Genomic DNA, 24494 nt, shown 5'->3' with positions numbered 1-24494 from the left:
GGTATAATAGTTAAAAAGTACAGAAAATATAGGTAACATATGAAATTAAAACGAAGTGAGCGCATGGTAGTTATTTCAAACTACCTGATTAATAATCCTTATCAATTGACAAGCCTCAACACCTTTGCAGAGCGTTATGAAGCTGCAAAGTCTTCAATCTCAGAAGATGTTGCTATCATTAAAAAAGCTTTTGAGGAAAGTCAAATAGGAGAAATCGAAACAGTAACTGGTGCATCTGGTGGGGTTATGTTTACACCGACTATTTCTGATGAAGATGCAAGAAGTCTGGTTGAAGATCTTTGTAAACGTCTTTCCGAGAGTGATCGTATCTTACCAGGTGGTTATCTCTACCTATCTGATTTACTGAGTACACCGTCTATTTTAAAAAATGTTGGTCGTATCATTGCCAGTGCCTTTAAAGGACAAAAAATTGATGCCGTTATGACTGTTGCAACTAAAGGAGTTCCTTTAGCAAATGCAGTAGCAGATGTCTTGAACATTCCATTTGTTATTGTTCGTCGTGACTTGAAAATTACAGAAGGTTCAACCGTATCGGTAAACTATGTTAGTGGTTCAAGTGATCGTATTGAAAAGATGTTCCTTTCAAAACGTAGTTTGAAACCTAATAGCCGTGTCCTTATTGTCGATGATTTTCTTAAAGGTGGCGGTACCATTACGGGTATGATTAGCTTGCTTTCAGAATTTGATAGTGAGTTAGTAGGTGTAGCTGTATTCGCAGAGAATGCTAAAGGCGATCGTGATATCCATGAATATAAATCATTACTTACTGTTTCTGACATCGATGTAAAAGCACAGAAGGTAGAGGTTGAAGTCGGTAATATTTTTGATAAATAATTAATCTACGATAGTATTCCTAATTTAACGATTATGATTTTTTCTTTTTAACAAGAAAGTCTTGACAATAATCATCAAAAAATGATACTATATTAGACGGTACTTTTTACTTTTGGTCTCTCAAAAGTGTACAGAGACGTGCTGACATAAGTTGCAAAAGTACACACAGATATGGGCTGTCACCAAGTGCCATATCAACCAAAAATAAAAAAAACACAGGAGAATGTAGATGCCTACAATTAACCAATTGGTTCGTAAACCACGTCAATCAAAAGTTGTAAAATCTAAATCACCAGCTTTGAACGTTGGTTACAACAGCCACAAAAAAGTTCAAACTAACGTATCTTCACCACAAAAACGTGGTGTTGCAACACGTGTTGGAACAATGACACCTAAGAAACCTAACTCAGCCCTTCGTAAATTCGCTCGTGTACGTTTGAGCAACCTTATCGAAGTTACTGCTTACATCCCAGGTATCGGACACAACCTCCAAGAACACAGCGTTGTTCTTATCCGTGGTGGACGTGTAAAAGACCTTCCAGGGGTACGTTACCACATCGTCCGTGGTGCACTTGATACTGCAGGTGTAGCTGATCGTAAACAAAGCCGTTCTAAATACGGTGCTAAACGTCCTAAAGGATAAGAAGGGAGATAAGATAAAATGAGTCGTAAAAATAGAGCGCCTAAACGCGAAGTATTGGCAGATCCATTGTACAATTCAAAAATCGTTACACGTCTTATCAACCGTGTAATGCTTGACGGTAAACGTGGTACTGCTGCAACAATCGTATACGATGCTTTCGAGCAAATCAAAGAAGCAACTGGAAACGATGCTCTTGAAGTATTTGAAACAGCTATGGACAACATCATGCCTGTACTTGAAGTACGTGCACGTCGTGTCGGTGGTTCAAACTACCAAGTCCCAGTTGAAGTTCGTCCAGAACGTCGTACAACTCTTGGTCTTCGTTGGTTGGTTAACGCATCACGTGCGCGTGGTGAACACACTATGAAAGATCGTCTTGCAAAAGAAATCATGGATGCTGCAAACAACACTGGTGCATCAGTTAAGAAACGTGAAGATACTCACAAAATGGCTGAAGCAAACCGTGCCTTTGCACACTTCCGCTGGTAATCATAAGTTTCAAGCTGAATTACAGTCATATATTCATAAGCTAAGATTATGGATTTGTAATAGGCTGACTCTGAATTCAAATAATATTATTCATATCATTTGAAAACCAGTTAAATATTAGTGAAAAAACGGGTAGGTCCTGCCTATCCGTTTTTTGACAATAATGTTATAATAAATAAGTAAACTAAAATATTTATAGGAGAATAAACCTAATGGCACGCGAATTTTCACTTGCAAAAACTCGTAATATCGGTATCATGGCCCACGTCGATGCCGGTAAAACAACTACAACAGAGCGTATCCTTTACTACACTGGTAAAATCCACAAAATCGGTGAAACTCACGAAGGTGCATCACAAATGGACTGGATGGAGCAAGAACAAGAGCGTGGTATCACAATCACATCTGCCGCTACAACAGCACAATGGGATGGTCACCGCGTTAACATCATCGATACACCAGGACACGTGGACTTCACAATCGAAGTACAACGTTCACTCCGTGTATTGGATGGTGCCGTAACCGTTCTTGACTCACAATCAGGTGTAGAACCTCAAACTGAAACAGTTTGGCGTCAAGCAACTGAGTATGGTGTTCCACGTATCGTATTTGCCAACAAAATGGATAAAATCGGTGCAGACTTCCTTTACTCAGTAAGCACACTTCACGATCGTCTTCAAGCAAACGCACACCCAATCCAATTGCCAATCGGTGCTGAAGATGATTTCCGTGGTATCATTGACTTGATTAAAATGAAAGCTGAAATCTATACTAATGACCTTGGTACAGATATTCTTGAAGAAGATATTCCAGCTGATTACGTTGATCAAGCAAATGAATACCGTGAAAAATTGATCGAAGCAGTTGCTGAAACTGACGAAGATTTGATGATGAAATACCTTGAAGGTGAAGAAATCACTAACGAGGAATTGAAAGCAGCTATCCGTCGTGCAACAATCAACGTTGAATTCTTCCCAGTTCTTTGTGGTTCTGCCTTCAAGAACAAAGGTGTTCAATTGATGCTTGATGCGGTTATCGATTACCTTCCAAGCCCACTTGATATCCCTGCAATCAAAGGTATCAACCCAGATACAGATGAAGAAGAAACTCGTCCAGCATCTGATGATGAGCCATTTGCAGCTCTTGCCTTCAAGATCATGACTGACCCATTTGTAGGTCGTTTGACATTTATCCGTGTTTACTCAGGTATCCTTCAATCAGGTTCATACGTAATGAACACATCTAAAGGTAAACGTGAACGTATCGGACGTATCCTTCAAATGCACGCTAACAGCCGTCAAGAAATTGAACAAGTATACGCTGGTGATATCGCTGCTGCTATCGGTTTGAAAGATACTACAACTGGTGACTCATTGACTGATGAAAAAGCTAAAGTTATTCTTGAGTCAATCGAAGTTCCAGAACCAGTTATCCAATTGATGGTTGAGCCTAAGACTAAAGCTGACCAAGATAAGATGGGTATCGGTCTTCAAAAACTCGCTGAAGAAGATCCAACATTCCGTGTTGAAACTAACCCTGAAACTGGTGAAACAGTTATCTCTGGTATGGGTGAACTTCACCTTGATGTCCTTGTTGACCGTTTGAAACGTGAACACAAAGTTGAAGCAAACGTTGGTGCTCCACAAGTATCTTACCGTGAAACATTCCGTGCTGGAACACAAGCACGTGGATTCTTCAAACGTCAATCTGGTGGTAAAGGTCAGTTTGGTGATGTTTGGATTGAATTTACTCCAAATGAAGAAGGTAAAGGTTTCGAATTCGAAAATGCTATCGTCGGTGGTGTGGTTCCACGTGAATTCATCCCTGCAGTAGAAAAAGGATTGGAAGAATCTATGGCTAACGGTGTCCTTGCTGGATACCCAATGGTTGACATCAAAGCTAAGCTTTACGATGGTTCATACCACGATGTCGATTCATCTGAAACTGCCTTCAAGATCGCTGCGTCTCTTGCACTTAAAGAAGCTGCTAAGACTGCACAACCAACTATCCTTGAACCAATGATGCTTGTAACAATCACTGTTCCTGAAGAAAACCTTGGTGATGTTATGGGTCACGTTACAGCTCGTCGTGGACGTGTTGATGGTATGGAAGCACACGGTAACAGCCAAATCGTTCGTGCATATGTTCCACTTGCTGAAATGTTCGGTTATGCAACAACACTTCGTTCTGCAACTCAAGGTCGTGGTACATTCATGATGGTATTTGACCACTATGAAGATGTTCCTAAATCAGTTCAAGAAGAAATCATCAAGAAAAATTCTGGTGAAGCTTAATTAGAACTTATAAAGTTAAGGTACTTATGAAAGTAAGTGCCTTTTCTATTTGCAATTTTTTGAAAAAAAATTATATAATATGACTGTTGAAAGGTTGAATTGAAAGCGCTCAAGTTAATCTTTTCACAATAGGGAGAGCTTGCTCTCAAAATTATATTTATTTGATTTTCATAAGGAGGAAATCACGAATGGTAGTTAAAGTTGGTATTAACGGTTTCGGTCGTATCGGTCGTCTTGCTTTCCGTCGTATCCAAAACGTAGAAGGTGTTGAAGTTACTCGCATCAACGACCTTACAGATCCAGTTATGCTTGCACACTTGTTGAAATACGACACAACTCAAGGTCGTTTCGACGGTACTGTTGAAGTTAAAGATGGTGGATTTGAAGTTAACGGTAAATTCGTTAAAGTTTCTGCTGAACGTGACCCAGAACAAATTGACTGGGCTAACGACGGTGTAGAAATCGTTCTTGAAGCAACTGGTTTCTTTGCTAAGAAAGATGCTGCTGAAAAACACTTGCACGAAGGTGGAGCTAAGAAAGTTGTTATCACTGCTCCTGGTGGAAACGATGTTAAAACAATCGTATTTAACACTAACCACGATATCCTTGATGGTACTGAAACAGTTATCTCAGGTGCTTCATGTACTACAAACTGCTTGGCTCCAATGGCTAAAGCATTGCAAGATAACTTCGGTGTTAAACAAGGTTTGATGACTACTATCCACGCTTACACTGGTGACCAAATGATCCTTGACGGACCACACCGTGGTGGTGACCTTCGTCGTGCACGTGCTGGTGCTGCAAACATCGTTCCTAACTCAACTGGTGCTGCTAAAGCTATCGGTTTGGTTATCCCAGAATTGAACGGTAAACTTGACGGTGCTGCACAACGTGTTCCAGTTCCAACTGGATCAGTTACTGAATTGGTAGCAGTTCTTGAAAAAGACGTTACTGTTGATGAAGTGAACGCAGCTATGAAAGCAGCTTCAAACGAATCATTCGGTTACACTGAAGATCCAATCGTATCTTCAGATATCGTAGGTATTTCTTACGGTTCATTGTTTGATGCAACTCAAACTAAAGTACAAACTGTTGATGGTAAACAATTGGTTAAAGTTGTTTCTTGGTACGACAACGAAATGTCATACACTTCACAACTTGTACGTACTCTTGAATACTTCGCGAAAATCGCTAAATAATTCAATTGTATAAAAAGAAGAGCTTCGGCTCTTTTTTTTATTTTCCAAAATAATAAAACAGCCGTATAAATAGGCTGTTATAATCTCAGTAGGATTGTGATTTATGAATAAGCTAGAAGGCATTCCAAATGAGTAGAAAGAGCATGACACAACCCCAGGCGTTTTTATTATGTTTTTGTATAGCTAGCATACCATAAATAAGTATAAAAACGGTAATTGATTCAAATAAGGTATAGATATCAAAACCAATAATTCCATGGATAAGGAGGCAAAAAATCGCACATGTTATTGCTCCACTATCTAACCAAGAGTAAGGAGATGGAAAACGTATGCGTATCTTTTCAGCGATGACTACATAGTTAAATCCTTCCCAGAATCCCCAAATAAGACAGATGAATAGGTATGCCAGGATATTACTAGGAAATGATTGGCTCATTACTTCTTTTGTTAATTGTATTGATTGAAGAGGTAGATAGGAATGAATCTGATGAGTAAGTCCTTTAAATATGATAAGTGGTAGGGCTACAAGAAGAGATTGAAAAAGGGTGGTAACTAGATTTTTGGTGATTAATCCAAAGTGTCTGAAAGATTCTTTGCGATAAAGCATAACAGTGCTGGTTCCTAAGCCTGCGATGGCAAATTGACAACTAGCTAATAAGATTAATCGCAGCCATAGCGGTACTGAAGTTTGGTTAGTGTAGGACAAAAGAGTTGGTTTAAGAGTAAGAAAGAGGAGCAGAGGAACAAGGGTAAGAATAAGGATTACATTTAGATCATGGTCAGCTTGTTTCTGCTTCTTGTTTAGCTGTTTTTTCATGGATATTCGACCTTTCTATTTAGATTATATGCTAAATGTCTTATACTCGCAATAAGCTAGAAATCCTTCTGATTTTGCTATCTCTTTTATGCATTTTGTGATATAATGAAAACGTATTAAAAAATTAAGGAGTCTGATCAAATGGCTAAATTGACTGTTAAAGATGTTGACTTGAAAGGGAAAAAAGTTCTCGTTCGTGTTGACTTCAACGTACCTGTAAAAGATGGCGTGATCACTAACGATAACCGTATCACTGCTGCCCTTCCAACTATCAAGTACATTCTTGAACAAGGTGGACGTGCAATCCTCTTCTCTCACCTTGGACGTGTAAAAGAAGAAGCTGATAAAGAAGGCAAATCACTTGCTCCTGTAGCTGCTGACTTGGCTGCTAAATTGGGTCAAGACGTTAAATTTATCCCAGGTGTTACACGTGGTGCTGAATTGGAAGCAGCTGTTAACGCTCTTGAAGATGGACAAGTTCTCTTGGTTGAAAACACTCGTTTTGAAGATGTTGATGGCAAGAAAGAATCTAAAAATGATCCTGAACTTGGTAAATACTGGGCATCACTTGGAGATGGTATCTTCGTAAACGATGCATTCGGTACAGCTCACCGTGCACACGCATCTAACGTTGGTATCTCAGCAAACGTTGATAAAGCTGTTGCTGGTTTCCTTCTTGAAAACGAAATTGCTTACATCAAAGAAGCGGTTGAAACTCCAGAACGTCCATTCGTAGCTATCCTTGGTGGTTCTAAAGTATCTGATAAGATTGGTGTTATCGAAAACCTTCTTGCAAAAGCTGATAAAGTTCTTATCGGTGGTGGTATGACTTACACATTCTACAAAGCACAAGGTATCGAAATCGGTAACTCACTTGTAGAAGAAGATAAACTTGATGTTGCTAAAGCTCTTCTTGAAAAATCAAACGGTAAATTGATCTTGCCAGTTGACTCAAAAGAAGCTAATGCATTTGCTGACTACACTGAAGTGAAAGACACTGAAGGTGAAGCAGTAGACCCAGGTTTCCTTGGTTTGGATATCGGTCCTAAATCAATTGCTGAATTCGATAAAGCCTTGACTGGTGCGAAAACAGTTGTATGGAATGGTCCTATGGGTGTATTTGAAAACCCTGACTTCCAAGCTGGTACAATCGGTGTGATGGACGCAATCGTGAAACAACCAGGCGTTAAATCAATCATCGGTGGTGGTGACTCAGCTGCTGCAGCAATCAACCTTGGACGTGCAGATAAATTCTCATGGATCTCTACTGGTGGTGGTGCTTCTATGGAACTTCTTGAAGGTAAAGAACTTCCAGGATTGGCTGCACTTACTGATAAATAAGTCTATTAGAATGAAAAGAGTTGGGAAACCAACTCTTTTTTGTGTCATCTCTTTGAATATTTGATAGAGGCTAAAATTATTATTGGGAAGTAAATTTCTCTCAAAAAATTGCGATTATTAGTTTGAACTTTGCGTCATAATACTGTAGAAGTAACCAAAAGTTTCATAATCATGTTAAAATAGTAAAATGGGATTGAAATTTGAACCGAAAAAATTTAAATTTGGTATGCGTACACTTAAGACGGGGATTGCTGTCTTTCTTGTTTTAGGTCTTTTTTCTGCTTTAGGGTGGGAAGGGCTTCAGATTGGTTGTTTGACAGCAGTCTTTAGTCTTCGAGAAAACTTTGACAGAAGTATTCAGTTTGGTAAATCACGTATTTTTGCGAATACGGTTGGAGGGCTTTTGTCGCTATTATTTTACTTTGTGAATATGTGGTTTAATCATTCAGTTTGGGTGACCTTGCTATTGGTTCCAATTTTGACCATGCTGACGATTGTCATTAATGTGTCTTTTAATAATGCATCTGGTGTTATTGGAGGGGTGGCTGCACTTCTGATTATTACCTTGTCCATTCCACCTGATAATACTTTTACTTATGTTATTGCTCGAGTCTTTGAAACTTTCTGTGGAGTCTTTATTGCAATCCTTGTCAATTATGATTATGATTGGCTACTTAAACATTTAAAATAAGAATGATAGGGTTCTATTGAACTCTATTTTTTATGTTTTTTTGATAAAATCCTTAAATTAGAGCGAATAGACAATATAATGTTCGGGAATTGCTCGTTGTGTAAGAAAAAGTAACATAAACTGTTGACATGTAGAAATATTCAGAATATAATTGTTAGGAAAGGAGGATGATCATGGCAAGAGAGAAAGAATTAAGGCGTTCTCTAGCTGTTTTTCCGATTGGAACAGTTATGAAATTGACGGATTTAACTGCTCGTCAAATTCGTTACTATGAAGATCAAGGTTTAATTCAACCTGAACGTACAGCTGGAAATCGTCGGATGTACTCATTAAATGATATGGATCGTTTATTGGAAATCAAAGATTTTTTGGATGATGGTTACAATATTGCAGCGATTAAGCATGAGTACGAAGAGCGTGAAGTTCGTGCCCAACAAAAACAAGCGGCTTTAACAGATGCGGACGTTCGACGTATCTTGCATGATGAACTCCTTCAGCAAGGCCGTTTTACGACCCCGTCACAACAATTTGGTAACTTGCGTATCTAATTACGCTTTGAACTTTTATTTTTGGTTTTTATAAAGGAGACCCCTATTATGGCAATCACAGCAGCTGATATTCGTCGCGAAGTCAAAGAGAAGAATGTTACTTTCTTGCGTTTAATGTTCTCTGATATTCTTGGTGTTATGAAGAACGTTGAAATTCCTGCGACAGATGAACAGTTGGATAAGGTACTTTCAAATAAAGCTATGTTTGATGGTTCATCAATCGAGGGATTTGTTCGTATCAACGAATCTGATATGTATCTTTACCCAGATCTTGATACGTGGACAGTTTTCCCTTGGGGGGATGAAAATGGTGCAGTAGCTGGTCTTATTTGTGATATCTATACCTCTGCAGGTGAACCATTTGCTGGTGACCCTCGTGGTAACTTGAAAAAGGCTTTGCGTCATATGGAAGAAGTTGGTTATAAATCATTTAACCTTGGACCAGAACCAGAATTCTTCCTTTTCAAATTAGATGAACAAGGTAATCCTACACTTGAAGTTAACGATAAAGGTGGTTATTTTGACCTTGCGCCAACTGACCTTGCAGATAACACACGTCGTGAAATCGTTAATGTGTTGACAGAAATGGGATTCGATGTTGAAGCATCTCACCACGAAGTGGCTGTTGGTCAACATGAAATCGACTTCAAGTATACAGATGTTTTGAAGGCTTGTGATAATATCCAAATTTTCAAATTGGTTGTTAAGACAATCGCTCGTAAACATGGTCTTTATGCGACATTTATGGCGAAACCTAAATATGGTATTGCTGGTAGCGGTATGCACTGTAACATGTCTCTCTTCACTGAAGAAGGAAATGCATTCTTTGATCCAGAGGATCCACGTGGTATGCAATTGTCTCAAGATGCTTACTACTTCCTTGGTGGTTTGATGAAACATGCATACAACTATACTGCAATTATTAACCCAACAGTTAACTCTTACAAACGTTTGGTTCCTGGATACGAAGCTCCTGTATATATTGCATGGGCAGGTAGCAACCGTTCACCATTGATCCGCGTTCCTGCGTCTCGAGGTATGGGTACACGTTTGGAATTGCGTTCAGTAGACCCAATGGCAAACCCATACTTGGCACTTGCTGTACTTTTGGAAGCTGGTCTTGATGGTATTATTAACAAGATTGATGCTCCAGATCCAGTTGAAACAAATATCTACTCAATGTCTCCTGAAGAACGTAAAGAAGCTGGTATTATTGATTTGCCATCAACACTTCGTAACGCTCTTAAAGCATTGGAAACAGATGAAGTGGTTCGCCAAGCTTTGGGTAATCATATCTATACAAACTTCCTTGATGCGAAACGTATGGAATGGGCAAGTTATGCTACCTTTGTTTCACAATGGGAAATTGATAACTACTTGGACATTTATTAAGAAATTAAATTTGAAAATCAGGTTATGCCTGGTTTTCTTTTTCTTTTAAATTTATTAAGTTCTTGGACAAATTACGTAGTTTTAACTGAGCTGTTTTCTTTTGTCATATTTCTTTATTCCCCCTTAATCGCATTAAAATATGAGAGTGTTAAACTAATTTTATATTAATCTTATTCAGGGGGAAATATGAAAACTACAAAAAAAGCTGCTTTGGCAGTAGCCTCAAGTGCATTATTGCTTGGTCTTACAGTCGCACAAACAGTTAATGCTGATACTTATACAGTTCAAAATGGAGATTCATTCTTCGGGATTGCAAGTCAGTATGGTGTAGATCCTTATCAATTGGCAGCTGAAAATGGCATGACTATTTGGTCAACAATTGTTCCTGGTGGAAGCTTGGAAGTTTCAGGTGCTACGACAGCAGTTGAGGAAACAACAGAAGCTTCTTCTTCAGAGGTAACAGCTACTGATTCAGATGCTACTTGGAATCGTTATCCAGTTGGGCAATGTACATGGGGTGTTAAGGAAGTCGCTCCATGGGCAAGTAACTGGTGGGGTAATGGTGGCGATTGGGCAGGAAGCGCTGCTAGCCAAGGTTATGCTGTAGGTTCAACACCTGTGACAGGATCAATTGTATGTTGGACTGATGGTGGTTATGGTCACGTTGGTTATGTAACAGAAGTTGGTCAAGATGGTCAAATTCAAATCTTGGAGTCAAACTATAACAACCAGCAACAAATCAACAACTATCGTGGTTGGTTTGACCCACAAAACTCAACTACACCAGGTTCAGTATCTTACATTTATCCAGGTGCATAAAATGAAAAAAGCGTTATAAGCGCTTTTTTTTTACTTGTTGGAAGGGTTGTGCTCCAGATTGGATTTAAACTTAAAAAAAAATGGTAGCTAGATGGCTACCATTTTTTTATTTATCAGGTGTGAGAATCATTGGAATAATGATTGGTTCACGTTCTGTTTTTTCATATAAGAATGGGCGTAAAGCATTGACGATTGCTCCGTTAACGGATTGGATGCTAGCATCCTTATTTTTAAGAGCGATACGAATAGCATTGAATAGAATGCGTTGGCTCTCACGAATAAGATCGCCTGATTCACGCATATAGATGAAGCCACGGCTGAGGATGTCTGGGCCAGCCAGAATCATCTTAGACTTGAAGTCGACAGTTGCTACGGCAAGTACGACACCATCTTCAGAGAGATCACGACGGTCACGAAGAACGGCAGCTCCGATATCCCCAATACCATTACCATCAACATAGATATCTTGAGCATTGAAGTGACCTGCACGACGCGCAGAGTCTTTTGTTAGGGCTAAGACATCACCATTTTCCATGATAAAGATATTATCTTTTGGAACACCACAATCAACAGCAAGACCTGCGTGGACTTTCTGCATGCGGTATTCACCGTGAACAGGCATAAAGAATTTTGGTTTGATCAAACGAAGCATGAGTTTTTGCTCTTGTTGACCACCGTGTCCAGAGGTATGGATATTGTTGATTTTACCGTGGATAACATCGACACCAGCTTCTTGAATAGTATTAATCAAGCGGTTTACGCTGGTTGTGTTTCCTGGGATAGGGCTAGATGAGAAGATAACAGTGTCACCAGGTTGCAGTGTCACTTGGCGGTGCATCCCGTTAGCGATACGTGCAAGGGCTGCCATAGGCTCTCCTTGAGAACCGGTACACATGATAAGAATCTCACTGGCATGGTAGTTTTTCATCTCACTAGGGTCAATGATAGTTCCTTTTGGAACTTTGATGTAGCCTAGTTCAACCCCATTGACAATGGCTTTTTCCATAGAACGTCCGAAGACAACAATCTTACGGCCAGTTTTTACAGCGGCTTCGGCAGCTTGTTGCAGACGGAAAATGTTTGAGGCAAATGAGGCGAAGATAATACGTCCGTGGATGCCTTCAATGATTTTCATGATAGATTGGCCGACGACTTTCTCGGAATTTGTGAAAGTTGGTACTTCAGCATTGGTTGAGTCTGAGAGGAGGCAAAGAACGCCTTCTTCACCAAGTGCAGCCATACGGTGAAGGTCTGCTGGCTCACCTACTGGGGTGAAGTCAAACTTAAAGTCACCGGTACACACAATTTTACCTTGAGGTGTATGGATGACAATACCGAGAGGTTCTGGAATTGAGTGAGTAGTGCGGAAGAAGGTCACGCTCATATTTTTGAAAGTAAGCTCTGTATTAGCATTAATTTCATAGAGTTGTGCGTCACGAAGTAGTCCGTGTTCTTCCAATTTTCCTTTGATAAGAGCAAGAGCAAGTGGCCCTGCATAAATTGGGATATTTGCCTGTTTAAGAAGGAAGGGGATCCCACCAATATGGTCTTCGTGACCGTGGGTAATGACAAGTGCCTTTACACGATCAACATTTTCAACGATGTAAGAATAGTCCGGGATAACATAATCGATTCCGAGAAGATCATCCTCGGGGAATTTAATACCCGCATCGACGATTATAATCTCATCTTGGTATTCAATACCATAGGTATTTTTACCGATTTCCCCCAAACCACCAATCGCATAAACCCCAACTTCTTCAGGTTTTAGATTGATTTTTGATGCCATGGTCTTAGAACTCCGTTACTTCAAAAACGCCTGTTTCTTTTTCGTATTCAAGGGCTTTTTCTGAGAGGAGCTCGATGAATTCGATGTTATAGGCAGTGTTTTTTTCGATGATTTTACGAGCTTGGATACGTCCCTCAAGTTCAGTTTCTGCATCGATATCTAGGTAGAGTGATTTTGTCTGTTCACGGCGTGGATTACGCTCTTTAGTTTCTTGGTAAAAGACTTTATAAATCATGGTTTTCCTTTCTTTCCAAAAGGCTCTGCCATTCTATAAAAAAACCGGTCAAGTTAATCTTTCTATGATTTACTTGACGTTATGATATTCACTTTATGAGTAATAGCTAGTAGCCTTGATTCGTTTAACAATTACTATTATTGTACCATAAGATAAGGGCTAGATAAAGAAAATGGCGGAAAAAGTTGGAAAATGTTCGTTTCTGGGAAACAGTGACTTGTGTTATAATAGAAAAGCATAAAAGGAAACAAGGAAAAAAGATGAAAATATTAGCATTTGATACTTCTAGCACAGCTTTATCAGTAGCCTTGTTAGAAGATGAGAAACTAGTGGCAGAGTCAACTGTCACAGTAAAAAAGAACCACAGTATTAGTCTAATGCCCACCATTGATTTTTTAGTTGCTCAGGCAGGCTGGCAACCGTCTGATTTAGAACGTATTGTGGTTGCACAGGGTCCTGGATCCTACACAGGGCTTCGTGTGGCTGTCGCAACAGCTAAGACTTTAGCCTATGCCCTCGACATTGATTTGGTGGGAGTTTCAAGTCTACAGGCACTGACAGACCTTACAGTTGACGGTGTTGTGATTCCTATCATGGATGCTCGTCGTAATAATGTTTACGTTGGTTTTTATGAAAATGGTCAGGCCCTCGTCCCAGATTGCCATGCATCTTTTGTAGATGTTCTGGAGCAAGCTAAAACTTTTGAAAAGGTGACATTTGTCGGTGAAGTGGCTAATTTTGTGGATCAGATTAAAGAAAGCCTTCCAGAAGCAACTATCTTGTCAAGTCTTCCGTCTGCCCAGTTAATTGGTCGTTTAGGCTTGTCCTTGCCTTCTGTTGATGTAGATGCTTTTGTTCCACATTACTTGAAGCGAGTTGAGGCGGAGGAGAATTGGCTTAAGACGCATGAGGAGACTAACCGTGACAACTACATCAAGCGCGTCTAGATTGAGTAGCCAAGAGCAAGCTCAACTGATTTATCGGATTTTGTCGGATGTTTATGACAAATCTCCGTGGACGATAGAACAAGTGGTAGCAGACTTGGCTTTGGATACTACGGAGTATTTCTATGTTTATGATCAGGAAGAAGTTGTTGGTTTTTTAGCCCTTCAAAATTTAGTGGGTGAGCTTGAGGTGACCAATATCGCCATTTTAAAAGCTTACCAGGGGCGTGGTTATGCTAGTCAGCTGATGAAGCATTTGGAAGAGCGTAGTGAACCTATATTCCTAGAAGTGAGGGCTTCAAATCAAGTCGCTCAGGCACTTTATAGAAAATTTGGTTTTGAAAGTCTAGGAATTCGGAAAAATTATTATCATGAGCCTCAAGAAGATGCAGTTATCATGAGGCGAGAGGAAGTCTAATGGCAGATAGATATATTTTGGCAGTGGAGAGCTCGTGTGATGAGACTTCAGTTGCCGTTTTGAAAAATGAGAAAGTACTTTTAAGTAATATTATTGCCAGTCAGGTGGAAAGCCATAAACGTTTTGGTGGTGTTGTTCCTGAGGTGGCTAGTCGTCACCATGTGGAAGTGGTGACTCTTTGCATTAAAGATGCCCTTTCTGAGGCGGGAATTACTGCTGAACAACTAGATGCTGTAGCAGTAACCTATGGTCCTGGTTTGGTCGGGGCGCTCTTGGTCGGGATGGCAGCGGCTAAGGCCTTCGCTTGGGCACATGGGTTGCCTTTGATTCCAGTTAACCATATGGCTGGGCATCTTATGGCAGCGCGTGAGGTTCAAGAATTGGAATATCCCCTCTTAGCACTTTTGGTGTCTGGGGGACACACAGAGTTGGTTTATGTGTCAGAACCGGGGAATTACAAGATTGTTGGTGAGACACGTGATGATGCAGTTGGTGAGGCCTATGACAAGGTCGGGCGTGTGATGGGGTTGACCTACCCAGCCGGGCGTGAAATTGATGAATTGGCTCATAAAGGGAAAGATGTTTATGATTTTCCACGCGCTATGATTAAGGAAGACCACTTGGAGTTTTCATTTTCAGGCCTGAAGTCAGCTTTCATCAATTTGCATCACAATGCAGAACAGAAGGGAGAAGTTCTAGTCAAAGAGGACCTTTGTGCATCCTTCCAAGCTGCTGTGTTGGATATTCTCCTAGCTAAGACTAAGAAAGCCTTGGAGCGTTATCCTGTCAAGACACTTGTTGTTGCAGGTGGTGTGGCAGCTAATCAAGGATTACGTGAACGTTTGGCTGAAGAAATCACAGATGTAGATGTGGTTATTCCGCCTTTACGTCTTTGTGGTGACAATGCTGGTATGATTGCTCTAGCAGCCGCTATTGAATGTAATCAAAAACATTTTGCTGAGTTGGACTTGAATGCAAAACCAAGTCTAGCCTTTGCAGGATTTGAAGAATAAGAAGAGCCTCTTACTAGTTTGGTAAGAGGTTCCTTTAGAAAGGAATTGAGTGTGTCTGACTTTCGTTTAGGTATAAAAGCCGCGGTACCGACAGCTTTAGGCTATGTAGCTATTGGCCTAGCCTTTGGTGTTGTAGCAGCTGCTTCGGGTCTATCAGCCCTTGAGGTTGGCCTCATGTGTGCCTTGGTCTATGGTGGCTCGGCCCAGTTTGCCATGTGTGCCTTAGTAGTTGCAGGAGCTGGTCTAGGTGAGTTAACCTTGACTGTTTTCTTGGTTAATTTGCGTAACATGTTGATGAGTTTACATGCAACGACGATTTTTACAAAAACAAGCCTCTGGAATCAGCTGGGAATTGGTAGTCTGATCACGGATGAAAGTTATGGTGTTTTATTGGGAGAATATGTGCATCATAAAGATATTCCTGCTAACTGGATGCATGGTAACAATATTTTCAGCTATCTGGTTTGGATTGTATCATCAGTTATTGGTTGTTTGATTGGTTCCATGATTCCTAATCCTGAGCTTTTTGGTTTGGATTTTGCTTTGATTGCCATGTTTATAGGTTTGTTAAGTAGTCAGATTGATGCCTTGTTAGGGGAAGGAGTGCGTAAGCTACTCTTGATTTTACTATCTATTGCTGTGGCTTATCTGAGCTTTAGTGTCATCTTGTCGGAATCTTTGGCTGTTTTAGTGGCTACTTTGGTTGGATGTAGTGTGGGGGTGATGTGTGATGGCCGTCAATAAGTTTATTCTCATTGCTATTCTACTTGGGTTTGTGGTCAGCTGGGTTCCTCGTGTGCTCCCCTTTGTTTTAGTGAAATACAAGGGGCTACCAGATATCGTTGTTCGATTTTTGCACTACTTACCAGTTTCTATCCTCTTTGCTCTGATTCTCTCTAGTCTCACGGCTGAGAAGATTGGTCACTTGCCACAGTTTAAGTGGATGGAAATACTGGCTACTGTGCCAACGGTAATCGTAGCCTTTAAGAGCAAAAATCTGCTCTATGCAGTAATCGTCGGTATAATATCTATGGCCCTGATTCGTTTCGTATTTTAGCAAATGAAAAGACTTGGAGTTGCTCTTAGTGAGTCGCTTTCCAAGTCTTTTTTAGTTATTGTTAAAAAAGGCAGCAATATCGTCTTCACTGAGACCAATCATTGGATCTAGAGTTGACCAATTTTCTTCAGTTAAACGATAGTTTTCTTCTGTTTGCACAGGTTTGTTAACAGACTTATCCACAGGTTGTGAATAAGTGTTAACAAGATCTGGGGATGGATTGATATTTTCCGAAAAGTCTTTGTTTTCAAGGGTTTCTGAGGGGTCGTTGTTTTTCGTTTTTGTTTGATTGGAGGCGCCTGTTGCCTCGTTTTTAACAATCTTTTCGACAGACTTATCAACAGCTTGTGTATAAGTTTGTTCAAAACGTTGGATGAGATAAGTATTTCGTTTAGCCCCCTCGTTGTGAACAGCATAATCGAAAGCTGTGATTTCCCCTAACATGACTAGCTTACTCTTGGCGCGTGTGATAGCAGTGTAGATGAGGTTACGTTGTAGCATACGTCCACTTTGGCGTGTGATGGGAAGGATAACGACTGGGAACTCACTCCCTTGAGATTTGTGGATTGACATGGCATAGGCCAGAGTAATCTTATTCCATTCGTTACGAGGATAGATAACCTCATTGCCATCAAAGGACATGTAAATTTCGTCCTGCTTGCTTTCAGTATATTTACCAGGGATGAGATCAGTAATGATGCCGATGTCGCCATTGAAGACATTGAGTTCGGTATCGTTGACCAGATGGAGAATCTTGTCGTTCTTACGGAAGAAAATGTCATTAAAGGCAAACTGATTGGCCTTTTCTTGAGGATTAAGTAGGTCCTGCATAATGGTATTGAGATTGTTAATACCAGCCTGTCCTCGATACATGGGAGCTAGAATCTGCACATCCTGAGCAGCTATCCCGCTCTTTATAGCGGCAGAGACTATTTTAGGAACCATCTGTGGAATATGGTTGGCATTGGCCTCAAAGTAAGAGCGGTCAGCCTTTTTCTCTGTGAAATCAGCGGGTAGTTGGCCTTGGCGCATCTGACTAGCTAAAGTAACGATGGTGGAATCCTCGGATTGTCTGAAAATTTTGGTCAGAGAAACCTTAGGCAAGTTATCAATCTGCAAAAGGTCAGCCAAGACCTGGCCAGGGCCTACGGAAGGCAGTTGGTCTTGGTCACCCACAATGATGACTTGGGTTGAATCAGAGATACTTTCAAAAAGTTGATTGGCCAACCAAGTATCAACCATAGAAAACTCATCGATGATAATCAAGTCGCAATCGAGATAGTCCTCCAAGGTCTTGAAATCGTCCTCGCTATTGAGGCCCAAATGTCTATGGATTGTGGCGCTAGGGAGTTGGGTGAGTTCGTTCATCCGACGAGCAGCCCGTCCTGTTGGTGCCGCTAAAATAATAGGCAAATCAGACTTTTTGAGATCTAGACCATGAAGGTCGGCATAAGTTTTAATGATTCCGTTAATAACGGTGGTTTTACCTGTCCCGGGACCACCTGTCAGGATGAAGACCTTGCTTTGTAGGGCTTTGATAATGGCATCTTTTTGAACCTTATCATAAGTAATACCAAGTTCCTCTTCCACCTCTTCAAGACTTGCTTGGATTTTGTCCTCTGCACTGATGTCAGGTTGGTCTTTCATGATACGAGTTAGGTGGGTATAGATGCCCTGTTCCGCAAAATATAGGGTATTATCAAAGATTTTAGTCTCTATATTTTGCACTTTATCCTCTTGGATGAGATTGGTTAATTCCTTCGCGACTAAGGCGGGGTCAAGTTCAATCTGACGAGCACTTTCCAAAAGGATGATAGTTCGTTCAAGCAAGGCTTTGGCTTCGATATAGGTGTCGCCTTCTTCCATGCTAGTTTCTAGCAGACAATGAATCAAGGCAGCTCGTAAACGCTCAGGAGCATCACTAGCAATCCCTAAGCGTTCGGCTAGTTGGTCGGCTATTTTAAATCCGATTCCTTGAACTTCTTCTACCAAGAGATAAGGGTGTTCTTCGATAAGGTTGAGCGATTCTTCCTTATATTGGTTGAAAATTTGTGAGGCAGCTTTTGGTGTGAGTCCATAGCTGGAAAGTTTGGACAAGATTTGTTCGGTTCCATAGTTGATTTTTAACTTTGCAACGAAGGCTTCTCGATTGACCTTGGACAGATTAGGAATCTGTTCTAATTTGCTCGGATCCTCGAGAATCTTGTCAATAGGGTCTTCACCATAAATCTCGACAATACGCTCAGCTGTTTTCTTACCAATCCCCTTAAAATTGTCGCTGGCGAAATACTTGATAAGACCGCTAGCAGAAGGTTTTGACCGTTCGTAGCGCGTCATTTGGAGTTGTTCACCATATTTTGGATGATTGGTTAGCTGACCCCAGAAAGTATAATCTTCGCCTTCCATGACATCTCCCATGGTTCCTGTGACAATGATTTCATAGTCCTCAAAATCACTGTCTGTTTCGTCAATTTCTAAGAGTAGAATACGGAAAAAATTACTAGCGTTTTCGAAAATGACGCGTTCGATAGTTCCTGAAAAATAAAATTCTTGCATGTGTTTTTCCTAGATACATAATAAGGCTGGGTTTCCCCAACCTTATCTTATTCAGTATTTTTAGTTGTCCTCAACGGTACCAATTTTATTAAGTGGCCAGAAGCGGAATTTAACTTCCCCTACAAGAGCACTCTTGTCAAAGTAACCAACTACTCGACTATCTTTGGAAACAATACGGTTGTCCCCAAGTAGGAAATATTTGCCTTCAGGAACAGTGACAGAGAAGGTCGTGTTACCGTCAGCATTGGTTGTAAAGGCCTTGGCATCCTTAGCTAGTTGTTGGAAGTAGCCACTCTTGCTCTTGTCATCGTTGTAAGCATATTCTTTTTGTAGCTTATCCTTGGCAAAGGCAGCTTGGAATTCTTTGAGGTATTCTTCCTTGACTTCTTTACCATTGACAGTAAGTTTATCATTTTGATAGGTAATGGTATCACCTGGCATACCGATGATACGTTTGACGATTTGTTTCGTCTTACCGTCTTCGACTTCCTTAGCAACGACAATATCGAAGCGTTCAATGGATGTGTGTTTCAAAACGATAACACGTTGATTATTGGCTAGAGTAGGATCCATTGAGTGGCCGTCAACCTGGACAGGGAGCCAAAGGAAGAGGCGAGTCAAAAGGAAAAATGTGATAAAGAGGATAAAGAGTCCCCATTCACGAAGTAAAATGAGGAAGTATTGGGTCCATTTGTTTTTCATAGTTAAGGCCTTTCAGGGTTATTTTAAGCGTTGGTAGGCTTTTTTGGTATTGGCGAAATGATATTTAGCAGTAGCTTGGAGAGCCTGATCTCCGTAGGCTTGAAGAAGCTTAGCTGCGACCTGGTCAGATTTAGCGCCAGCACCTGAAGGAAGGGTGTAGCCAACCTCTTGGCTGAGTTTGTCAAGATTTTCCAGGAAGAGATTGCGAGCGATGATAGAGCTCACTGCGACAGCTAAGTATTTCCCCTCAGCCTTTTCTTCTAAAGTGATAGGAAAGTCAAAGCGATTGCGTTCATTCTTGAGGTATTTCTGATAATTTTTCTCACTGGTGAAGGCATCAATGACAATCTTATCTGGTTTAGCACCTGATTGTAACAATAGGAAGATAGCCTGATTGTGGAGGGCTACTTTAACGGACACAGCATTATGACTCTTACCGTCTCCAACCACTTCATTGTACTTTCTAGGCGAAAGAAGGAGTGCCTTGTGAGGAATTTTCTCCTCCAATATAGGTGCAATCTGACGAATCTTGATATCATTAAGATTTTTAGAATCATCGACCCCAAGAGATTTCAAAAAGGCATGGTCAGCCGGGGTAACTAGACTAGCTACAACAGCTAGACCACCAAAATAGGAGCCATTTCCGACTTCGTCTGATCCAATTAGGGCTAGGTTTTGCCCATCAGGTGAATGCTTAGGTTCAGCTTGGTATCCAAAACGGCTAGCCAAGACTTCTGGCTTAGCTCCTTGGAAAGTTACCTTTCCTGAAGTATAGGCGATGACACTTATTCCATCGACCTTGGCTGAAAAACTTGCATAAGGATTTTTAGTCGCAGTCGCATAGTTTGCCAGGTCCTTTTGGAGTGTCGAAATCTGCTCTGCTGTCATTTTTAATACGATTGTGCCCATGAAATCTATTTTAGCACAAAAAAGGAGAATTGGTAGATATTTTACAGACTCGAAATCCCTGAAAATTATTTTTCTAGAGAAGTGCAAAGTCTAAAATTTACGAAAGTTAAAATTTAGGATATAATGATTAGAAAGAGAATGCCTAACCATGCTCTTTTTTCCACAATTAGAGAAAATGGGTTGGCATTTAAGTATCGAACACGCCTCAGAGTAAGTGTCTGAATCTTGCTAAAAAATGGCGATATACAAGCAATAAAATAAGGAGAAGCTGCGGTGGCGAATCCGCGACCACCATTGATTGGCAGCTAACAAGCAAATGGCAAATAAGAACCGTTACAAATTTCATTTTGGAGAGAAGAACCTCACGCTAACAACTGATAAGGACAACCTTTTCATGGAAGAGGTGGAGCGTGTTGCCCATGAGAAATATAAAATTATCAAAGAGCAGATGAAAAATGCTGACAATGAAACAATTGCTATCCTAATGGCTATCAATTCTTTGTCGACTCAGTTGGAACGCGAAATTCAAGTTGAAGATATGGAAAAAGAGTTGGAAACGTTGAGAGCTAAGCAACTTGAGCAACTTAAGGTCAAGGCAACAGCTACAAATGACGATGAGGATGACGCATGATTGGACTCCTTGTCTTAGCCATTATGGCTTGGAATTTCTACATTGGCTACCGTCGAGGCCTCTTTATGCAAGCTTATTACGTGGTTTCAGTCATTATCGCCATGTGTGTGGCGGCCTATTTCTACCGGTCGCTAGGAGAGGCTATCAATCTTTGGGTACCTTATACCAATCCAACCAAGGATGCCAGTATAGCTTTCTTTAAAGATCAGAACATCTTTTCACTTGACCGTGTCTATTATGCGGGTGTTGCTTATTTTGCTATCTACTGTATAGCCTATTATGGCTTACGCTTTCTTGGTATTTTCTTCCATTTTGTGAGAATTGAGCGACTTGATCAGAGACATTACCAAGTGGTGGGTGGGGTCTTGGCCACCTTAGTGAGTCTTGTGCCTTTGACTATGTTGGGGAATATTCTTGCGACTGTTCCTATGAACAACATTCAAACGCTCTTGTCATCGAGCTGGGTTTTACGTATCTTGATTAATGGCTATTTTCCAGTTAGTCAGATTATCCAGCATTTGTGGACAAGTGTGATATAGAAAATAGAAGTCTTCCTTGATTAAGGGAGACTTTTTTGTTCTTTGTTTTGGTAGGATATGAAAAAGACCGGACACAAGGTCTCAGTCTTTCTTAACTATTTTTACCCTAAGGTTGCAATGGTACATCCGGAACCACCGGCACTTTGTGGGGCATATTCAAAACTTTTAACATGGCGATGACGGCGGAGATATTTGGTAACAGCATCACGGATGACACCTGTACCAATACCGTGGATGATGTCCACCTGACTCATGTTATTAAGTAGGGCTTGGTCAATAAAGGCATCAAGCTCTTGCATGGCTTCTTCGTAACGTTTCCCACGAAGGTCTAGACGGGCACGAGGACCGCCAGATGACTTTTTGGCTTTTTTAACCACGTTAATCTGTTTCTTCTTAGGTTGTTGGGCTTCCGCTTGGGCACGAACAAGAGTGAATTCATCCGCCTTGAGTGTCATCTTGATGAGACCTACCTGGGCTTCCCAGTTACCATTTTTGGCTTGACTGGTAAGGGTACCACGTTGACCATAGGCGGTAACAATGATATCATCTCCGATACGAGGGGCACGCGCAGCCTTTTCTTTCTTGGCCTTACGAAGGACTTTATTCTTAGAGAGGTCCACTTGAGGGGCAAGTTTCTTGAGTTTTCCTTTGGCGTCGATAACTTCATGAGGCTTGAGTTGACTCTTATCGTGGAGATTTTTGAGAATACTATCGCTCTCAGCCAAAGCTGTATCCACCATCTCTTGAATTTCTTTCTGAGCCTTTTCGAGTTCCTTGTCGTACTCATGGGAGAATTCATTATAGAGTTTCTTGACCGCACGGTTGAATTTAAGGTTTTCTTGCTCAACGTCCTTGATGTGCTCCAGACGTTTTTGTGTTTCCACAGTTTGGGCTTCAAGTTGCTCGATGATACGGTTGACATCACTATCAGTATCCGTGAGGTTTTCTGCTTCCTTGACAATAATCTCATTCAAGCCGAGGCGACGAGCGATTTCAAAGGCGTTAGAGCGACCAGGGACACCCTGCATAAAACGATAGGTAGGGCTTAGAGTTGCTGTGTCAAACTCCATACTAGCATTTTCCACATGTTGCGTCTCAATCCCATAGGCCTTAAGCTCAGGATAGTGAGTAGTAGCCATGGTCTTAATCTGACTCAAACGGAGGTGCTCTAGGATTGCCATGGCTAGACTAGCCCCTTCCTGAGGGTCAGTACCAGCCCCAAGCTCATCGACCAAGACAAGACTGTTGTTGTCGGCAGCATCCAAAATCTCGACAATGTGGGTCATGTGACTAGAGAATGTTGACAAACTCTGTTCGATAGACTGTTCATCTCCGATGTCCGCAAAAATCTCTTGGAAAATGGCCACACGACTGCCCTTATCAGCCAAAATTGGAAGACCAGATTGAGCCATCAGTTGTGCTAGTCCTAGAGTTTTAAGCATGACCGTTTTACCACCGGTATTGGGACCTGTGATGACAATGGCTGTGAGGTCCTCATCAAATCTCAAATCGTTGGCTACTGGATTGATCAAAAGTGGGTGACGAACGTTAAGCAGTTGGAGTGTTTGGTTGTCACTAATCTTTGGAATAACCGCCTTCTTATCCTGGAGATAGAGGTATTTCCCACGAATAAAGTCCATGTGGCCCAAAATCCAAGCGTTGTTGGCGATAGCAGCAGCTTGTGGACGGAGTTGATCAGACAGTTCATGCAGGATGCGGGCCATCTCATGGCGTTCGTCTGCACGTAATTGTGTAATTTCTTCGTTAAGCTGGATAACGGCGCGTGGCTCGATATACACTGTGTTTCCAGAGCTTGAGATGTCATGCACAACCCCAGCAATACGGTTACGGTAGGTATTTTTGACAGGAAGCACTGAACGACCATTACGACTAGCAATCAAACTCTCAGCCAACATGTGACCAGATTTCTTGAGAATGTCTTGCAAGGTCTGGCGAATGGCATCATCGCAAGATTTGAGTTGACGACGGATATTTTGTAACTCAGGGCTAGCAAAATGCTCAATGAAACCACCATCATTGATACTTTGAAGGCTTCCTTGTAGACTTGGGAAGGCCTCGATCTTTTCGAAAAGACGTTTAAGAGCGACGAGCTCAACATTTTCAAGGTCAGCGTAGAAGCGACCAAGGTCAGCCGAAGCTTGCAGCACCTTCTTGATGGCAATGAGCTCCTGGATATTGAGATCAGCATCCAGTTCCAAGCGACGTAAGGGCTCAGAAATATCTCTCAGGCTACCAATAGCAAAGCCATGGTGCTCTACGAAAATCTCAGCCATTTCTTGAATTTCTGTAAATTGATTTTGAATTCTTTCTGGATTGGTCATAGGCACCAAGTCACGTAACTCCGCCTGAGCCTGTTCAGTCTGCAGGTATTCTGTGAACTGGTCCTTGACCTTGTTAAATTCTAATTGGTCTAAAATCTTTGTGTTCATAGCTCCTATTATAGCATATTTGGATATGGGGCGTGGAGGTGGGAAATGCCTGAGATCGTTTTGTGAGCGGACTTTTGCCATCAGCTGTTGACTGACTATTTTTACAGCTTGTCTCTGGACAATTTTCCTTTCAGTTTCTATCTTTGAACGACTATTTTATAAA

At 41.1% G+C, this 24494-nt stretch carries 24 protein-coding genes; 17 read left to right on the top strand and 7 right to left on the bottom strand.

Annotated elements, in window-relative coordinates:
• Positions 1 to 39: 39 nt before the first annotated feature.
• The 5 genes from purR (at position 40) to gap (ending at position 5480) form a co-directional block, all read left to right on the top strand.
• Entirely contained in the window at positions 40 to 855 is an 816-nt protein-coding gene (gene purR / locus SSAL8618_RS09120) for a pur operon repressor (protein WP_002891918.1), read from the top strand.
• Positions 856 to 1084: 229 nt separating this feature from the next.
• Entirely contained in the window at positions 1085 to 1498 is a 414-nt protein-coding gene (gene rpsL / locus SSAL8618_RS09115; RefSeq protein WP_002884809.1) for a 30S ribosomal protein S12, read from the top strand.
• An 18-nt stretch (positions 1499 to 1516) separates the two neighbouring features.
• Positions 1517 to 1987 carry a 30S ribosomal protein S7 gene (gene rpsG, locus SSAL8618_RS09110; RefSeq protein ID WP_002884746.1) on the top strand — a complete coding sequence of 157 codons (471 nt, stop codon included), beginning with the start codon at positions 1517 to 1519 and terminating at the stop codon, positions 1985 to 1987.
• Positions 1988 to 2199: 212 nt separating this feature from the next.
• Positions 2200 to 4281, top strand: a complete 2082-nt coding sequence (gene fusA, locus SSAL8618_RS09105; RefSeq protein WP_002884537.1) for an elongation factor G — start codon at positions 2200 to 2202, stop codon at positions 4279 to 4281.
• 188 nt (positions 4282 to 4469) lie between these two features.
• Entirely contained in the window at positions 4470 to 5480 is a 1011-nt protein-coding gene (gap, locus tag SSAL8618_RS09100; RefSeq protein WP_002884461.1) for a type I glyceraldehyde-3-phosphate dehydrogenase, read from the top strand.
• A 112-nt stretch (positions 5481 to 5592) separates the two neighbouring features.
• On the opposite strand, the gene SSAL8618_RS09095 is transcribed toward gap, so the two are convergent.
• The gene (locus SSAL8618_RS09095) at positions 5593 to 6297 is read right to left on the bottom strand and encodes a hypothetical protein (protein ID WP_038676799.1); all 705 of its coding nucleotides are present in this window, start codon (positions 6295 to 6297) and stop codon (positions 5593 to 5595) included.
• Positions 6298 to 6438: 141 nt separating this feature from the next.
• Here SSAL8618_RS09095 and SSAL8618_RS09090 point away from each other — a divergent pair, with 141 nt between their 5' ends.
• The 5 genes from SSAL8618_RS09090 (at position 6439) to SSAL8618_RS09070 (ending at position 11088) form a co-directional block, all read left to right on the top strand.
• Positions 6439 to 7638 (top strand): phosphoglycerate kinase, encoded by a 1200-nt coding sequence (locus SSAL8618_RS09090; RefSeq protein ID WP_002884739.1) that lies wholly within the window; start codon positions 6439 to 6441, stop codon positions 7636 to 7638.
• 187 nt (positions 7639 to 7825) lie between these two features.
• The gene (locus tag SSAL8618_RS09085; RefSeq protein ID WP_002884568.1) at positions 7826 to 8329 is read left to right on the top strand and encodes an FUSC family protein; all 504 of its coding nucleotides are present in this window, start codon (positions 7826 to 7828) and stop codon (positions 8327 to 8329) included.
• A 173-nt stretch (positions 8330 to 8502) separates the two neighbouring features.
• Positions 8503 to 8877 (top strand): MerR family transcriptional regulator, encoded by a 375-nt coding sequence (locus tag SSAL8618_RS09080; RefSeq protein WP_004183576.1) that lies wholly within the window; start codon positions 8503 to 8505, stop codon positions 8875 to 8877.
• Between the two features lie 48 nt (positions 8878 to 8925).
• Positions 8926 to 10269: a type I glutamate--ammonia ligase gene (gene glnA, locus SSAL8618_RS09075; protein WP_002884322.1), complete on the top strand. Its 1344-nt coding sequence runs from the start codon at positions 8926 to 8928 to the stop codon at positions 10267 to 10269.
• A 186-nt stretch (positions 10270 to 10455) separates the two neighbouring features.
• Positions 10456 to 11088, top strand: a complete 633-nt coding sequence (locus tag SSAL8618_RS09070; RefSeq protein ID WP_038676797.1) for a CHAP domain-containing protein — start codon at positions 10456 to 10458, stop codon at positions 11086 to 11088.
• A 106-nt stretch (positions 11089 to 11194) separates the two neighbouring features.
• On the opposite strand, the gene rnjA is transcribed toward SSAL8618_RS09070, so the two are convergent.
• Positions 11195 to 12877, bottom strand: coding sequence for a ribonuclease J1 (gene rnjA / locus SSAL8618_RS09065; protein WP_002884294.1), 1683 nt, complete (start codon positions 12875 to 12877; stop codon positions 11195 to 11197).
• Positions 12878 to 12881: 4 nt separating this feature from the next.
• Positions 12882 to 13112, bottom strand: coding sequence for a DNA-dependent RNA polymerase subunit epsilon (locus SSAL8618_RS09060; protein WP_022495963.1), 231 nt, complete (start codon positions 13110 to 13112; stop codon positions 12882 to 12884).
• A gap of 260 nt (positions 13113 to 13372) precedes the next feature.
• On the opposite strand from SSAL8618_RS09060, the gene tsaB reads away from it, so the two are divergent.
• Genes tsaB through SSAL8618_RS09035 form a run of 5 tightly spaced genes read left to right on the top strand, consistent with a single transcriptional unit; the run spans position 13373 to position 16544 of the window.
• A complete protein-coding gene (gene tsaB, locus SSAL8618_RS09055; RefSeq protein WP_038676795.1) occupies positions 13373 to 14059 on the top strand; it encodes a tRNA (adenosine(37)-N6)-threonylcarbamoyltransferase complex dimerization subunit type 1 TsaB in 687 nt (228 codons plus the stop codon).
• A complete protein-coding gene (rimI, locus tag SSAL8618_RS09050; RefSeq protein WP_038676793.1) occupies positions 14019 to 14474 on the top strand; it encodes a ribosomal protein S18-alanine N-acetyltransferase in 456 nt (151 codons plus the stop codon). Before tsaB ends, rimI begins: the two co-directional genes overlap by 41 nt.
• Positions 14474 to 15487, top strand: a complete 1014-nt coding sequence (gene tsaD / locus SSAL8618_RS09045; protein ID WP_038676790.1) for a tRNA (adenosine(37)-N6)-threonylcarbamoyltransferase complex transferase subunit TsaD — start codon at positions 14474 to 14476, stop codon at positions 15485 to 15487. The genes rimI and tsaD overlap by 1 nt, the downstream gene beginning before the upstream one ends.
• Positions 15488 to 15538: 51 nt before the next feature.
• A complete protein-coding gene (locus SSAL8618_RS09040; protein ID WP_038676788.1) occupies positions 15539 to 16231 on the top strand; it encodes an AzlC family ABC transporter permease in 693 nt (230 codons plus the stop codon).
• A complete protein-coding gene (locus SSAL8618_RS09035; protein WP_037611255.1) occupies positions 16218 to 16544 on the top strand; it encodes an AzlD domain-containing protein in 327 nt (108 codons plus the stop codon). Before SSAL8618_RS09040 ends, SSAL8618_RS09035 begins: the two co-directional genes overlap by 14 nt.
• Before the next feature lie 51 nt (positions 16545 to 16595).
• On the opposite strand, the gene recD2 is transcribed toward SSAL8618_RS09035, so the two are convergent.
• From recD2 to rnhC, 3 genes are read right to left on the bottom strand one after another with little or no spacing between them, the layout of a single operon-like run.
• The gene (gene recD2 / locus SSAL8618_RS09030; RefSeq protein ID WP_038676786.1) at positions 16596 to 19100 is read right to left on the bottom strand and encodes an SF1B family DNA helicase RecD2; all 2505 of its coding nucleotides are present in this window, start codon (positions 19098 to 19100) and stop codon (positions 16596 to 16598) included.
• Between the two features lie 60 nt (positions 19101 to 19160).
• A complete protein-coding gene (gene lepB, locus SSAL8618_RS09025; protein ID WP_002884233.1) occupies positions 19161 to 19802 on the bottom strand; it encodes a signal peptidase I in 642 nt (213 codons plus the stop codon).
• Positions 19803 to 19820: 18 nt separating this feature from the next.
• Entirely contained in the window at positions 19821 to 20711 is an 891-nt protein-coding gene (gene rnhC / locus SSAL8618_RS09020; RefSeq protein WP_038676784.1) for a ribonuclease HIII, read from the bottom strand.
• A 316-nt stretch (positions 20712 to 21027) separates the two neighbouring features.
• Between rnhC and SSAL8618_RS09015 the strand changes: the two genes are divergently transcribed.
• The gene (locus SSAL8618_RS09015; RefSeq protein WP_004183554.1) at positions 21028 to 21342 is read left to right on the top strand and encodes a cell division protein ZapA; all 315 of its coding nucleotides are present in this window, start codon (positions 21028 to 21030) and stop codon (positions 21340 to 21342) included.
• The gene (locus tag SSAL8618_RS09010) at positions 21339 to 21881 is read left to right on the top strand and encodes a CvpA family protein (protein WP_037602641.1); all 543 of its coding nucleotides are present in this window, start codon (positions 21339 to 21341) and stop codon (positions 21879 to 21881) included. Before SSAL8618_RS09015 ends, SSAL8618_RS09010 begins: the two co-directional genes overlap by 4 nt.
• A 101-nt stretch (positions 21882 to 21982) precedes the next feature.
• On the opposite strand, the gene SSAL8618_RS09005 is transcribed toward SSAL8618_RS09010, so the two are convergent.
• Positions 21983 to 24331, bottom strand: coding sequence for an endonuclease MutS2 (locus SSAL8618_RS09005; protein WP_038676782.1), 2349 nt, complete (start codon positions 24329 to 24331; stop codon positions 21983 to 21985).
• Between the last annotated feature and the right edge of the window lie 163 nt (positions 24332 to 24494).

Origin of the sequence: Streptococcus salivarius (genome assembly GCF_000785515.1) — a bacterium.
Classification (GTDB): Bacteria; Bacillota; Bacilli; order Lactobacillales; family Streptococcaceae; genus Streptococcus; species Streptococcus salivarius.
Note: the sequence above shows the minus strand (reverse complement) of the source record. Positions and strands in the feature narration are given on the sequence as shown.